The organism is Caulobacter hibisci (assembly GCF_016135805.1).
Classification (GTDB): domain Bacteria; phylum Pseudomonadota; class Alphaproteobacteria; order Caulobacterales; family Caulobacteraceae; genus Caulobacter; species Caulobacter hibisci.
The window spans coordinates 86,505-100,767 of sequence record NZ_JADWOX010000021.1 but is presented as its reverse complement, the minus strand read 5'-3'; the positions used below and the strand labels follow the sequence as shown (position 1 = coordinate 100,767).

The following is a 14,263-nucleotide window of genomic DNA, read 5'->3' as shown; positions in this document are numbered from 1 at the left end:
ACCGCTAATAGAAGTCATCACCCGTCTCCAGCAATGTTGCAAACCCACTCGAAGCTTGCGGCGCCCTTAGCGCCCGAGTTAAGCCTGAGTATTTTAATGCAGGCGACCGAGATATATTTCGGTAATAAGCGCCCCTGACATGTGGACTATCGGGCTTGAAACATTTCCTGCTTCTTAATTTGATACCTTAATTACAAATTAACTCTGTCAAAATTTGTCTAAAATGCGGTTTCTAATGACTTAAGCTCTCCAACGGCCCAGTAAAATATAATCAATTTCTTGGTCAAGCTTTCACATTACTAGTGCTTTGGAAGGTTACTATGTCGCAGCCCGACGCCGATGGGCTTCTGGACGCTTCTAAGCTAGCGAAATCAGCACGAGCCAGTCCTTGCCGACGCAAGCCGCCTTCGAACTGTTTTTGCAGAGACAGGTCCGCGAGATCAGCCTTCCGACACCAGCAGGCCAGTGGCGCGGCAACCCGTCGCAAGCCCGCCGGCGGGGATCGGCTTGAAATAAAAAGGGGCGGCGAGCCATGGCTCGCCGCCCCTTCCGGCCGCAGACGGCCGGGGTGGCTCGGAACGGCGACGCTCGATGAGCGAGCGTCGCCGTACGTATCATCATGCCAGATCAGCCACGCCCGCTGCGCTGCCCACCAGGCTGTAGACGAAGTACTCGACTCCGCCGACGATCTTGGAACCGTCGAACTCGATGACATTGACCGCCGAACCAGCCGTATCGGTGATCAGCACGCCTCCCAGGTCGTGGGCGCCCTTGTGGAGATCAAAACCCGCCGAAGCCGAGGTCGCGGTGAGCTTGGAGCCCGCAGCCCCATCGCTGAGCTTGGCGGTAGTGACCAGGATGTCTTTGACCCCCATCGACACGATCTTGTCCTCGCCAAGCCCCAGGTCGAGAGCGGTGTCGAAGAAGAACTTGTTGACGGCCTTGTCTGCCTTGTCGCCCTGGAGGGTGTCGGAGACGCCCAGCTTGCTTTCGACAGCCCCCTTCGGACGCACCGAAGCGACGCCGTAAACAAAACCCTCGTCGGTCTGACCCAGAGCGCGCACGCTGGCAAGGCCAGCGATCTTCACGTTGCCAGCCTTGTAACCCAGGTCGATCACATTGTTCGAGCCGAAGGCGATGAGACCGTCACCATTACCATCCGCGAGCTTCTTTGTGGTGACCAACACATCATTCTTGCCGAAGCCCTGAATGACGTCGGAGCCCATCTTCGCAGTCTGATCGAAAATGAAGTGTTCCGACTTGGCGGTGGCGGAGAACACCTCGCCGGTCGCCGTGGCCTTGATCGAGGTGTAGCCCTCGTTTTCGGTCACCGTGGCCTTGTAAACCACCACGCCCAGATCGGCGGTGGAAGACGTCTTGCCGACAGCGTCCACCTTGGTGACATCCGAAGCCGCCAGACCCGTCACAGCCGAACCGACGACCAGCTTGGCGCCAGTTGCCGAGTAAGTGACATCCGTGCCCGAAAGAGTGACCTTGCCGCCCTCATTATAGAAGACGCTGGTCCCGGTGCCCGCGTCGGAGAAGTAGCCACCCTTGATATCCAGCTTGGCGCCAGCCGCCACCCACACCTGGGTTTGGCTGTTGGTGGCCCCACCACGCTTGTCGGGATCCAAGCCGACGGAGTCCACCATCACGACGTCGCCCCAGACCCGATAGTTGCGCGAGTTGTCCTCCGCCAGGGCGTTGATCAGGGTCGTCGACTTGGACTTCAGATCGTAGCCTGCGTCGGTGTTGCCGCGCGAGATCGTGTCCTTGAACGTGACGTTGTAGACTTGGGACTCGGTGGCGAAGCCGTCGCCGTTCCAGTAGGTGCCCGTGGTGGTGGCGGTTGCATTCTCCATGGTCGTCCGGCTGATGACCACGTCATGGACGGTGCCGGCGAGGTGGACGCCGATAGCGAAATCGTCACCATCCTGCCGCTCACTGTCGCCGCGGACGTCCTCGATCAGGATGTTGCTGCTGTTATACTGCAGACGGATGACTCCCTTGGAGAAGCCCTCGACGTCAACATCACGGATGGTCAGGCCAGTGACGGTGGCCGTCTTGTTGGAGCCGCCTGCGTAGTCTTCGAAAAAGCGCTGAACATTGTCGGCTTCAATGTGCTGGATGGTGATGTTACTCACGTCGCCCGCGGCGCGGAAGACCGTACCGGTGTTCGCGACCGACAGGTTTTCGAAGGTCAGGCCGGAAGCGCCCGCCTGGAACTTGAAGAGTTCGTTGCCGGCGGCGTTGGTGGCGCTGTAGGTCGCGGGGCGCGTGCCTTCGATATGGGCGTCCATGTCGGCGCCCGCCTTGGTGACACCTTTGATGGTGACGCCAGCGCCGCTCATGGCGGCGGTGATGTTGATCGGGCCGGATACCTTGTAGTCGCCGGCATCGGCAAGCAGCAGGACAGATCCGCCGGCGCCGGCCTTCTTGATCATGGTGTCGAGACTGGTGATAGTGGCGGCGTTCGCCCAGTCAGAACCGCTACGGTTCCCAGAGCCGGTCGGGGAGATGTACATCGTAGACATTGCGAAATTGGCTCGTTTTGAAGGTGACGGGCGCCCTCAGCCCAGGCCTCCAAAATTCTGCCACCGCCGCTGATTATGTCTTGACAAACGAGATGAATCCGGAATTAAGACCACTCGCCGGGGTTGAGATCTCTAGTCGACAAAAGGCGCGACCTGCGAATTTCCCTTATTTTTCAGACTACAGCGCCGCTACTTTTCCGCTATTAAGAGTGCATTTACCCCGATCAAGAGATTAATAGCCTCTGACCAGGCCAAGAATTACTGTTCATTTTTGCTTGTTGTCGGGCGATGATCAGGCCTCAGGAAAATCTAGCGCCCGCGCTAGACTAGGTCATTGGAAGGCGAAAAATGGCACGCTCCGTCTGCATCTCCACGCTCACCTTGACCACGGCGCTGACTTTCCTTGGTGCAACCGCACATGCCGAGAGTTTGGCGGAAGCAATTGCGCTGGCTTACCGAACCAATCCCAGCCTGGTGAGCCAGAGGGCGCAATTACGCGCTCTGGATGAGCGATACGTGCAGGCGAAGAGCGGCCTGCGTCCGAATGTCACGATTGGAGCCGTCACTCAAAGCACGCTTTCGATCAAGGGCGCTCCGACTTTTCTGGATGATCGCCACTTCACGAACGCCGAAGCTTCGATTTCTGCGACACAAGTACTGTCCAGCTTCGGCAAGACGGCGGCCGAAATCTCGATCGCCGAGGCTACGGTCCTCGCCGGACGGGAAAATTTACGCAAGGCCGAAGGCGAAATCCTGCTGAGCGTGATGGAGAGTTACGCGGCCGTGCGCCGGGACGAACAGATCGTGGCGATCCGCACGCGCACCGTCTCGGCGTTCCAAAGCCAGGTCGACCAAACCAACGGGCGGATCAAGGGGGGCGACAGCACCCTCACTGACCTTGGCCAGGCCGAGGCGCAGCTTGCCAGTTCGCAGGCCGCGCTCGCCCTAGCCCAGGCGCAGTTGCAAGCCAGCCGCGCCACCTATGCGGCCTTGGTGGGTCAGAATCCCGGCACCCTGGAACCGGAGCCGGAGATCCAGGATGACACCACCGACCTCGATAAAGCCTTCGCGAACGCCGAAGCCGACAATCCGTCGGTCCTGCTCGCGGTAATGAACGAGAAGGTGGGGCGCGCCAACGTCCGCTCGGCCCGAGCCCAGTCGCGCCCAACCGTATCCTTGAGCGGCGACTACGTCGCAACTGGCGCCCAACCCTTCGAAAGGGCCAATATCGACAGCGAGCTGATCGGCCGCGTCGGCTTCAGCATGCCGCTGCTGGCCGGCGGCTATAATCGATCGCTCGTCCGCGAGGCGCAGCAGAACCACGAGGCGCTGTATTCGGAGATCGAACTCGCGCGACGCGCCGCGCTCCAGTCAGTGTCCACAAGCTGGAACCAGATCGTCGTCGCCGACCAGCAGATGAATTACGGCGCCAACGCGGTGCGAGCGTCGCAGACCTCGTCCGAAGGCGCCCGCCTCGAGTATCGCGAAGGCTACCGCTCATTTTTCGAAGTGCTCAACGAGGAACAGCGCCTGCTTGAGGCCCAGCTGCTTATCGTCCAGGCTAGGTACTCCCGCTTCGTCGGCCAGGCCTCCCTGCTGAACGCTATGGGGCGGCTCAGCGCCGCGAAGCTCGTCGACGGCCTTCAGGCCTATGACCCCAAGACCCACTTCGACAAGGTCAAGCGCAAGGGCTGGACCCCCTGGGAACCGCTGATCTCCGTCGTCGACAACGTGACCGGCCCCCGTGATCGCGAATTCAAGCCCATGCTGACCCCTGCCGCCGCGCCCGCCGCGATGCGCCCCGCTGCGCCCCCCCCTCCCGCGCGCCCGCTCGGCGTCAGCGTGCCGATCGACGCCGAGCGCGAGGACGTGGTCGGTCAGCTCATCATGGACACGATGAACGAGAAGCCGTAAGGAACCAGGGCCGTTTCCTGGGCTGGGCAGAATGCGAATTGCTGTTATCGGCCTTCGAGGCCTGCCCGGCGTAATCGGGGGTATAGAAACGCATTGCGAGCGGCTTTATCCTGATCTTGCGAAGCTGTCTCCGGATGCGAAGTTGTTCCTCATAGCGCGCCGGCGCTACACGCCGAGCGGCGGATTCGACTTCAAGGGCGTGCGCGTAACCAGCCTTTGGGCGCCCCGCGGCATGGGCAGCGAGGCCGCGCTGCACACGCTGTTCGCGATCCTGTACGCGCGCATCCGGCTGAACGCGCACCTGGTCCACCTGCACGGCATCGGACCTGCCTTCTTCGCGCCGCTCTCGCGCCTCCTGGGCATGCGCACGATCGTGACCCACCACGCGGCCGACTTCGCCCGCCCCAAGTGGGGCCTCGTCGCGCGGGCGTTCCTCATGGCCGGCGAGGTGATCGCCGCCCGCTTCGCGGACCGGGTCATCTGCGTCAGCGACGCCCTGCGCGACGAGTTCCTAGAGCGCCACCCTAACGCCGCCGCGCAGACCGTAACGATCCGACACGGTGCGCCCCGATCCGAGCACGACGCCGCAGCTGGCGAACGCGTTTTGGCCGAGCTTGGCCTGGAGGTCGGCCGCTACAGCCTGGCCGTCGGCCGTCTGGACGCCACCAAGCGGTTTCACGACCTTGTCGAAGCGATGGAGCGCGCCGCGACCGATGCGCCGCCGCTGGTGATTGTGGGCAGCGCCGTCGAGGACAGCAACTATGCCAAATCACTGCTGGCCAAGCGCCATCCACGGGTCATCTTCGCTGGTTACCGCAACGGCGGCGAGCTGGAGGCGCTCTATCGCTCTGCAGGGCTCTTTATACAGCCGTCCGAAATGGAGGGCTTCGGACTAGTCGTGCTGGAAGCCCTGATCGCCGGCAGCCGCGTGGCGCTGAGCGACATTCCAGCCCACCGGGAATTCGCACTCGCCGAGTCCGCCTATTTTGCCGTCGGCGACATCCGACATATGGCCGACGTTCTTTCCGGCCCTCTAGGTCGGCAGGGCGACAAGGTCGACATAGCAACCTTGCGCACGCGCTACAGTTCCGACAGCAGCGCCGCCGAACACGCTCTTCTCTACGCCCAGCTGGACGGCTCGAACGCCGCGCCGACGGCGGCGCGCTCGCCGCCATGCTGAAGATTCGCCAGATAGGCCGCAAAGGCGATCAGACCGGCCCATGGCGGCGTGGATTGCGCCTTCGGAAAAGGCTGAAACTGGTAAGCAGAACACAGGTTTGCTAAGGACGATCATGGATCAGACTCTAGCCGTAGGCCGCTCGCTTCCTCCGTTCGCCCTGATCCCCGCCACGGCAGCGTTCGCCGTCGTGATTGCGCTGGTGGCCTGGAAGGCGCCGACTCGGGCCACGCGCTTCGTCGTCTTCGCGGTCTGGCTGCGTTACATCCTTTCAGCCTTTCACACTTTCACCTTCGCGGCCTCGCCGCTCGGGCTGTCCTGGAACGCGCTCGGTTCGCTGGCGATCTGCGCCGTCGGCCTGCTGATTATCCGCAGCCGAAAGATTTTCGACGTTGGCCTGTCGCCCTTCTACGTGATGCTGGCGGCCCTGCTCGCCAGCGCCGCCGTCAACGACAACATGGCCGGTACGGCCGATACGATCGTCAAATTCATCTATCTGGCCGTCGTCGTGCTCGCCACGGTCGACGCCATTGAGGACATGGGTGCGGACTCCTTCTTCAAGTTCATGCTCTGGCCGTTCATCGTCCCGTTTGGCCTACAGGCGATCTCGGTGATGCTAGGCGCGGCCAAGGCCACTGAGAGCGACGGCTCGGCCAGCTATATCGGCGGCTTCAATCACGAAGCAGCCTTCTCGGTAGCCTTGGCCACGGGCCTGCTGGTCGTCTGCCTGGGCCGCCGTTTCGGCGCGGCGATGAAGCTCCTCCTACTGCTGCTGTGCGGCGCAGGCATCGTGCTGGCCAACTATCGCACCGCCATCCTCGCCATGAGCCCCCTAGTGGTAGCCACGCTCATGCACGGCGTGGTTCGTCGTTTCGTACCTCAGCAACGCCCCTTCATCGCCGGCGCGATGGGCGTCGTCGGGGCGCTGATCATCCTTATCGGCGCAATCGCCGGCGCCGAGCGCTTCGCTGACATCGGTACGGCCTACGAACAGCGCACCGAACTGATCAAGCCCCAGGATCAGTTCACCTCCGAGGACCGCCGGTTGCTCTCGGGCCGCCCATTCATCTGGAGCGGCTATCTGCTCGGCTACGCAGACGCCAAGCCAATCCAGCACGCTTTCGGCCTCGGCGTGAATTCCTGGCAGGGCACGTTTTCGACCTACGCCCACAACACTCTGATTTCGGCTCTCTATGAGATCGGCGCCTTCGGCGTGTTCGCCACGTTGTTCCTGTGGACCTGGATGATCGTCCTGGCGGCCCGCGTGACTGACGGTTCGCGATTACTGCTGCTCGCCGCCCATGCCAGCTTCTTCATCTTGAACATGGCCACAATGCCGCTATGGATGATCGAGGGCGTTATCTTCTATGGCGTGCTCTGCGGCGCCACCGTGGCCAGCTTCACGGCCAGCGAACGCCGCCGCAAGGCCGAGCGCCGTCGCCAAGAGGAGGCCGAGGCGCGCTCGCACTTCGGCGCAGCCATCACGGCCTCCTGAGCCGCAGCAATGCGGCGACACCTGGGGGCGCGCTCGTGCGAAAGCGACTAGTCTTCGTAATCAATTCGATTGGCCAAGGCGGCGCCGAGCGCGCCCTCGACATCATCTTGTCGGGTGTTGGCGACCGGATAAAACATTACGAACTGCACCTCGTCCTGCTCGATGACCTTCCGGAAGCACGCGCCTTTCCGGCCTATGTGATCAAACACACTCTCGATGGCCGAGGCAGCGCGTTGCGTAGCGTCCTGCGCCTCAACGCCTTGCTTGCCCGCCTCAAGCCCGACCTCGTCGTAAGCTTCCTGGTGCGGGCCAATCTGGCCTCGGGCCTGGCGGCCTGGGCTCAGGGTTTCCCGCTGATCATCTGTGAACGCATGCACCTGTCGTCGCACCTGGAGGCGCGTTATAAGCCAACGCCCCTCGCCGTGCTTCGCTTGGCGCTGCGAGCGGCTTATCGCAACGCCAAGGTAGTTCTAGGCGTGTCGAGCGGCGTGACCACCGATCTCCTCGCCAATTTCGGCGTACCGCCGTGCTTAGCCAAGACAATCTTCAACCCCTACCCACTCGAACGCATCCGTCAGGCCGCGGCCGAGCCGCCGGCGATCGCCTTGCCCGCCGACTTCCTGGTGGCGGTGGGGCGGCTGGAGCCCAGCAAGAACTTTGCTCAACTGATCGACGCCTACGCCGCTTCGAACCCGCCCTCCGACCTCGTGATCTTGGGCGACGGCTCTCTGCGGCCGGCGCTTCACGCTCAGATCCGTCGCTTGGGATTGGAGGGCCGGATCCACATGCCGGGCTTCCTGGCGAACCCGTTTTCGGTGGTAGGACGAGCGAACGCCTATATCTCGGCTTCGCTGAACGAGGGCTTCCCCAACGCCATGGTCGAGGCCATGGTGCTCGGCTTGCCGATCTTGGCGTCCGACTGCCCGTCAGGTCCCGCCGAGATTCTGGATGGCGCCGTCGATCCCCAAGCCGAAGCGCCTGCCCTGGCGACCTACGGACTACTTTCCCCCCTCAACCGGACCGCCCCGCTGGCGGCCGGAATCGCCAGACTGACGGATCCGATTCTACGCTCAAGCTTGAGTGAACTGGCCCGCACACGCGCCGAGACGTTCGCAGCACCGATCATAACCGAGCAGTACTGGACCTTATTCGAGGCAACTTCGGCAGGGGGCTGAAATCGGTAGCCGGCCGCTTATGCTCAAGCTTGTTCTTTCTTCGCATCATGCGATCTTGGCGCCGCGACATCAAGATCGTACTGTTTCGATACGGGGCAGATGCAAAATTGTCCGTTCACCGCAGAACGCTCCAAATGTATGGAATGGATAGGCAGATTACGCGTTTTGGGCGTAATAGGTAGAACAGCCCATTCGCAACGTGCCAGAATTAGTCGTCGATGTAACATTTGGCTCATCAGCGCCGCACGCCAGCGGTGCGATCGAAAATCAACGCGGTTGGTTGGCTTAGTTATTGCTTTTTGACCGGCGTCTTCCGGGAGCTGACACGATGTATGATCTTGGGCGTGAAGAGATCGCGATGGCAACGCCGCGCAAGGAAGGCCAGGCGGTCGAAACCGCCAGCTCTCCGGCAGCCATGAGCCGCATGAAGCGCGGCCTCGACATCGCGCTTTCGGCGTTCCTCCTCGTCTTCTTCCTTCCGACCTTCGCCTTGGTGGCGATCGCGATCTTTGTGGAGTCTGGCGGCCCGATCCTGTTTCGCCAGCGTCGAACCGGATTGGACGGCGTTGAATTCCGCATCCTGAAATTCCGCACGATGACCGTGCTGGAAGATGGAGCCAAGGTTTCTCAGGCGTCGCGAACCGATCAGCGCGTGACCAGGGTCGGCTCGGTGCTGCGCCGGCTCAGCATCGACGAACTGCCTCAGTTCTGGAACGTCCTGATGGGCGACATGTCGCTTGTCGGCCCCAGACCCCACGCTCTGGCGCATGATCAGCACTTTGGCCGCATCGTACGCAACTATCCCATGCGCTTCCGGGTTCGCCCGGGCATCACCGGCCTGGCCCAGGTGAAGGGTCTGCGCGGCGAAATTCGTTCGGATAACCAGATCGTCGAACGCATCCGCGAAGACAACAACTATATCGAAGAGTGGAGCTTCCTCCTCGATCTCTGGATTCTCATCAAGACCCTGTTCGTCACCCCCTTCCACAGCAACGCTTACTGACAATTAAGCACGACTTCAAAGGCGCGATTAAGGCTTGCCAAGCCATGATCAACTAAAGAGGTGATCATGCGCGCGCTCAAGAATTCCGGTGCTCACACCAAGGCCTCGACGACCGGCGACATGGTTGCCGAGCAGGCTCAGGCAGGGGAAACACGCCGCAACGTGCGGCTTGCCGGCGGCGAGGACGCACCTAGCGAGATTTCGCCCGCCATCGCCGCGCAGGCTTGGCTCGAAAGCAGGGTTGCGGAACCGACGGTTCGCCCGCTTCCGCTCGCCGTGCGCGTAGTGGTCGTCGTGGGGGGAACCGCGGCGCTTTGGGCCGCTATCATCGGCTTTATTTTCTGAGGCGCGCCGGCCGTTTTCATACCGCCGAGGCCAGACATGAGCCTCGCTTTGCGCCTTGAGGTGCAGATGCGAAAACGTTTCGCGTGCGAAAGGCCGCCCTCGGCGCGACAATATCCACCGCAATCAGAGGGTCTTCGCGCGCGGGAGATAGCCTCTCAACGCCCGAGCGCTTGACGCCCCGTGCCGGATCTAGCCTCGCGAAGCGCCAAGGCCGCGGTTCAATGGGCGCACAATGCCAGCCCAGCACCGGGCGACTAGGCTGAATAGCAGCCACAGGGCGCAGGGCACCAGCATCAAGGCCCAGGCCAGCACCAAGCCCGCGAGCCCCGCCGCAGCGGAGACGCGCTGCCAGGCGTTCGACTGTTCCGCCGCACGCCGGCGCGGCATGTCGATTTTCAAACCCATAGGTCCCCCACGGACATCAGGTTAAGGTTCGAGCGCTGGCACGCGCCGATAGGCTTCGGGCGAGACCTCGCTCTTCTTCTGGCCGGGCTTCAACTGACGCGCAAGGGCGTTCTTGGCGTCGACCATGGCCGGACCGAACAGATGCCACGGCTCCACGCAGTAGCGCGTGAACAGCCGCTGCGGATCGACCATCAGCCGGAACAGCCACTCCATGCCCACCTGGCCCATCCAGCGCGGCGCCGCCAGCTGGACGCCGGCCTCGTAGTCGAAGGCGCCGCCGACCGTGAAGGCCACGCAAGGGTCGAGCTTCTTGTGGTTCTCCAGCAGCCACTTCTCCTGGCGCGGCATGCCCATGCCGACCAGCAGCACGTCGGGCTTGTAGGCCTTGATCTTGGCGATCACCGCCTCGTTCTCGGCCGAGCCGTTGGTAACGTCGAAATAGCCGTGACAGCTTTCGACCCGGGCCGTCGGCCAGTCCCTGCGGATGGCCTCCAGGGCGCTGTCGCCGACGCCGGGCGCGCCGCCGACGAAGAACACCTTCCAGTTCTCGCGCGTGGCGCGAGCCCAGAAGTCGTTGCGCCAGTCGAGATAGGTGCAGCGGTGGAAGCGCCGGCTGGCCCGGCCCACGATGCGGGCCCAGAAGATCAGCGGCACGGAATCGACCTCGATCAGGTCAGCTTCCTTGAAGAAGTCGACGACCTGGCGGTCCTTCTGCAGCAGGTAGAGACTATGCAGGTTGTGGTTGGCGACGATCGCGCCCTTGCCCGCCGAGATCCGGCCCGCCACGAAGTGGAAGACCTCTTCCGGGCGCACCAGATCCATCTCGCCCCCGAGCACCTTCACGCGCTCTTCGGGACGACGGCTCATGCGAAACGGGCGACGCGGCTCCGTGGGAAACGCGTCGCGAGCGGGAAGGAACATCTGAACGCCGCCTCCGACAATTCGAAGATCAGCAATAGCCCCGTTGCCCTAACCGCTTCGCTAAAGGACGTCCTTAGCGAGATTTAACCGTATGATTTTGATGGTGTTTCAGAATGGACGGCGGAGAAGAAACCTCTTCCACGCGTTATTCCCGCCACAGGGGCGGCAATGACGGGAGTTTGCGGCCCCTACCCCACCGTCACCACCACCTTGCCCATGGCCTTGCGGCTGGCCAGGTGAGCGATGGCGTCGCCAGCCTTCTCCAGGGGGAAGCGCTCGGAGACGTAGGGCTTGATCTTGCCGGCGGCGTAGAGGTCCATCAGCTCGCGGACATTGGCCGCGTGGCCGGCCGGGTCGCGAGCCACGGCCGCGCCCCAGAACACGCCGACGATGTCGCAGGACTTCAGCAGGGTCAGGTTCAGCGGGATCTTCGGAATGCCCGACGGGAAGCCGATCACCAGGAAACGGCCGCCCCAGCCGGCGGCGCGGATCGTGGCTTCCGAATAGTCGCCGCCGACCGCGTCATAGGCCACGTCCCAGCCGTTCGGACCGCAGGCGGCCTTCAGCTGGTCGGCCAGGGCCTTCTGGCCGTCCTTGTCGAACGGTCCGCGGCCGTAGACCACGCCGGCGTCGGCGCCGCGGGAGATGGCCAGGTCCACCTTCTCCTGGCTCGAGGCCGCCGCGATCACCCGCGCGCCCATGGCCTTGCCCAGTTCCACCGCCGCCAGGCCGACGCCGCCGGCCGCGCCGAGCACCAGCAGGGTCTGGCCGGGCTTGAGGAAGCCCCGGTCCTTCAACGCGTAGTACGAAGTGCCGTAGGTCAGGATGAAGGCCGAGGCCTCGTCGAAGGGCATGGCGTCGGGGATCGGCGTGCAGCGGGCGGCCTCGACGGCCAGCTTGTCGGCCATGCCGCCCCAGCCGGTGGAGGCCAGCACCCGCTGGCCCACTGAAAGCGTGGAGACGCCTTCGCCCAGGGCCGCAACCACGCCAGAGACCTCGCCGCCGGGGGCGAAGGGGCGGGCCGGCTTGAACTGGTACATATCCTGGATGATCAGCAGGTCAGGATAGTTGACCCCGCAGGCCTTGACGTCGATCAGCACCTGGCCGGGCGCGGGAGTCGGATCGGGCAGCTCTTCCAGCACCAGGGTCTCGGGTCCGCCGACCGCCTTGCTGAGCACCGCCTTCATCTCGCTTCTCCCGCATTCTTTCTTTAGAACGCCGACGCTAACGCAGGCCGCGCGGCCAAGGAAGCAGAATGTCAAACAACCGTTTTACTCTCGCCCTGCACGGCGGCGCCGGCGCCAAGCGCGGCCACGACTATTCGGTCGAGATCGCCCACATGCGCGGTCTGATCGAAGCCGGGCGCGAGCGGCTGGCCGCCGGCGCCCCGGCGCTGGACGTGGTGGTCGAGACGGTGGCGGCGCTGGAGGCCTCGGGCCTCTACATCGCCGGCAAGGGCGCCTCGCCCAACGCCGACGGGGTCTATGAGCTGGACGCCAGCCTTATGGACGGGGCCACGACCCGGGCCGGTTCGGTGGCGGCGCTGCAGGGCTTCGCCAGCCCGATCCGGACCGCCCGGGCGGTAATGGAGAGGACCCCGCACGTGATGCTGGCCGGCGAGGGCGCCATGGCCTTCGCCCGCGCCCAGGGTCTGGAGATGGTCGAGGATCCGGAAGCCTACTACACCCGCGCCGGCGCCTTCGAGGACAACGCCGCCCCCGACGTCCTGCCCACCGGCACGGTCGGCTGCGTGGCCCTGGACCAGGACGGCCGCCTGGCCGCCGCCACCTCGACCGCCGGCGTGTTCGGCAAGCTGCCGGGCCGGGTGGGCGACAGCCCCGTCATCGGCGCCGGCGCCTGGGCCGACGGCTTCGCCGCCGTCTCGTGCACCGGCCAGGGCGAATATTTCATCCGCACCGCCGTCGGCGCCCAGGTCGCCCACCGCATCCGCTTCGGCGGCCAGAGCCTGGACGAGGCCGCCGCCGGCGCCATCGCGGGCGTCGCCGAGCTCGGTGGTCACGGCGGGCTGGTGTCGGTGGACCGCGAGGGCAATGTCGCCATGCCGTTCGCGTCGAGCGGCCTCAAGCGCGCGGCCCTGCTGTCCGACGGAACCATCATCGCCGAGGCCTTCTGAACAGGCGACACCCAAGACAAAGCCGTCATAGAGCACGATCTCGCTGAATAACCCTTGACCAATACAGGGCCTCCGCCAAGAAGAGCCTGTAGCGAACTTTGATTTTTCGCTGAAACGGAGTGCGACCTTGGGTGACACCATTCTGGTGGCCGGCGGCGCGGGCTATATCGGCTCGCACACCTGCCTGCGGCTGGCCGAGGCCGGCTTCACGCCGGTGGTCTACGACAACCTGTCCAACGGCTGGGAAAGCTTCGTCCAGTGGGGACCACTGGAAGTCGGCGACATCAACGACGCGACGCGACTGGACGAGGTGCTGGCCAAGCACAGGCCCGCCGCCGTGATCCACTTCGCGGCCTTCATCGAGGTCGGCTTCTCGGTCGCCGAGCCCGGCTCCTTCTACGCCAACAACGTCGGCGGATCGCTCACCCTGATCGAGGCCGCGCGACGCGCCGGGATCGACAAGCTGGTGTTTTCGTCGACCTGCGCCACCTACGGCGCGCCGGTGCGGGTGCCGATGGACGAGACCCATCCCCAGGCGCCGCTCAATCCCTATGGCCGCAGCAAGCTGATGGTCGAGGAGATCCTGCGCGACATGGACCGCTACAAGGGCTTCCGCTCGGTGGCGCTGCGCTATTTCAACGCCGCCGGCGCCGATCCGGAAGGCCGCATCGGCGAGAAGCACGAGCCGGAGACCCACGCCATCCCGCTGGCCATCGCCACCGCGCGAGGCGAGCGCGACAAGTTCACGCTGTTCGGCAGCGACTACGACACCCGCGACGGCACCTGCGTGCGCGACTACATTCACGTGCTGGACCTGGCCGACGCCCATGTCGCAGCGCTGCGATGGCTGCTGGCTGGCAAGGACAGCGCGGTCTTCAACCTGGGCACCGGAACCGGCACCACGGTCAAGGAACTGGTCGACGCGATCGAGCGACGCTCCAACCGCCCGTTCCCGCTGGAGCCCGCGCCGCGGCGCGACGGCGACGCGCCAAGCCTGGTGGCCGACAATAGCAAGGCCAGGGAGCTGCTCGGCTGGACCCCGCGCTATAGCCTCAACGACATTATCGAACACGCCTGGGCTTGGCACGCCAATGGCGCCACGGCCCTGGCGCGCTGATCCGCCGAAAGCGGCTTTCACGGCGTGGCGAAAACCCTCTAGC

11 protein-coding genes are annotated in these 14,263 nt (G+C 64.0%); 8 read left to right on the top strand and 3 right to left on the bottom strand.

Annotated features, from left to right (window positions below; genetic code table 11):
- Positions 1–617: 617 nt before the first annotated feature.
- Positions 618–2,444: a hypothetical protein gene (locus tag I4Q42_RS22345; RefSeq protein ID WP_198578305.1), complete on the bottom strand. Its 1,827-nt coding sequence runs from the start codon at positions 2,442–2,444 to the stop codon at positions 618–620.
- Positions 2,445–2,882: 438 nt separating this feature from the next.
- On the opposite strand from I4Q42_RS22345, the gene I4Q42_RS22340 reads away from it, so the two are divergent.
- The 6 genes from I4Q42_RS22340 (at position 2,883) to I4Q42_RS22315 (ending at position 9,643) form a co-directional block, all read left to right on the top strand.
- Positions 2,883–4,448 carry a TolC family outer membrane protein gene (locus I4Q42_RS22340; RefSeq protein WP_198578304.1) on the top strand — a complete coding sequence of 522 codons (1,566 nt, stop codon included), beginning with the start codon at positions 2,883–2,885 and terminating at the stop codon, positions 4,446–4,448.
- Positions 4,449–4,479: 31 nt separating this feature from the next.
- Positions 4,480–5,628 (top strand): glycosyltransferase family 4 protein, encoded by a 1,149-nt coding sequence (locus I4Q42_RS22335; RefSeq protein WP_198578303.1) that lies wholly within the window; start codon positions 4,480–4,482, stop codon positions 5,626–5,628.
- 40 nt (positions 5,629–5,668) lie between these two features.
- A complete protein-coding gene (locus I4Q42_RS22330) occupies positions 5,669–7,120 on the top strand; it encodes an O-antigen ligase family protein (RefSeq protein ID WP_198578302.1) in 1,452 nt (483 codons plus the stop codon).
- Between the two features lie 35 nt (positions 7,121–7,155).
- Positions 7,156–8,295, top strand: coding sequence for a glycosyltransferase (locus I4Q42_RS22325; RefSeq protein WP_198578301.1), 1,140 nt, complete (start codon positions 7,156–7,158; stop codon positions 8,293–8,295).
- A 328-nt stretch (positions 8,296–8,623) separates the two neighbouring features.
- The gene (locus I4Q42_RS22320; protein ID WP_232793353.1) at positions 8,624–9,298 is read left to right on the top strand and encodes a sugar transferase; all 675 of its coding nucleotides are present in this window, start codon (positions 8,624–8,626) and stop codon (positions 9,296–9,298) included.
- A gap of 66 nt (positions 9,299–9,364) precedes the next feature.
- Positions 9,365–9,643, top strand: coding sequence for a hypothetical protein (locus tag I4Q42_RS22315; RefSeq protein WP_198578300.1), 279 nt, complete (start codon positions 9,365–9,367; stop codon positions 9,641–9,643).
- 426 nt (positions 9,644–10,069) lie between these two features.
- Here the strand turns inward: I4Q42_RS22315 and I4Q42_RS22310 are convergent, their stop codons facing one another.
- Together I4Q42_RS22310 and I4Q42_RS22305 are read right to left on the bottom strand one after the other, a co-directional pair.
- A complete protein-coding gene (locus tag I4Q42_RS22310) occupies positions 10,070–10,969 on the bottom strand; it encodes a WecB/TagA/CpsF family glycosyltransferase (RefSeq protein ID WP_198578299.1) in 900 nt (299 codons plus the stop codon).
- 188 nt (positions 10,970–11,157) lie between these two features.
- Positions 11,158–12,156: an NADPH:quinone oxidoreductase family protein gene (locus I4Q42_RS22305; RefSeq protein WP_198578298.1), complete on the bottom strand. Its 999-nt coding sequence runs from the start codon at positions 12,154–12,156 to the stop codon at positions 11,158–11,160.
- A 68-nt stretch (positions 12,157–12,224) separates the two neighbouring features.
- Between I4Q42_RS22305 and I4Q42_RS22300 the strand changes: the two genes are divergently transcribed.
- Both I4Q42_RS22300 and galE read left to right on the top strand, forming a co-directional pair.
- The gene (locus tag I4Q42_RS22300; RefSeq protein ID WP_198578297.1) at positions 12,225–13,103 is read left to right on the top strand and encodes an isoaspartyl peptidase/L-asparaginase family protein; all 879 of its coding nucleotides are present in this window, start codon (positions 12,225–12,227) and stop codon (positions 13,101–13,103) included.
- Positions 13,104–13,230: 127 nt separating this feature from the next.
- Positions 13,231–14,220, top strand: a complete 990-nt coding sequence (galE, locus tag I4Q42_RS22295; RefSeq protein ID WP_198578296.1) for a UDP-glucose 4-epimerase GalE — start codon at positions 13,231–13,233, stop codon at positions 14,218–14,220.
- Positions 14,221–14,263 lie beyond the last annotated feature (43 nt).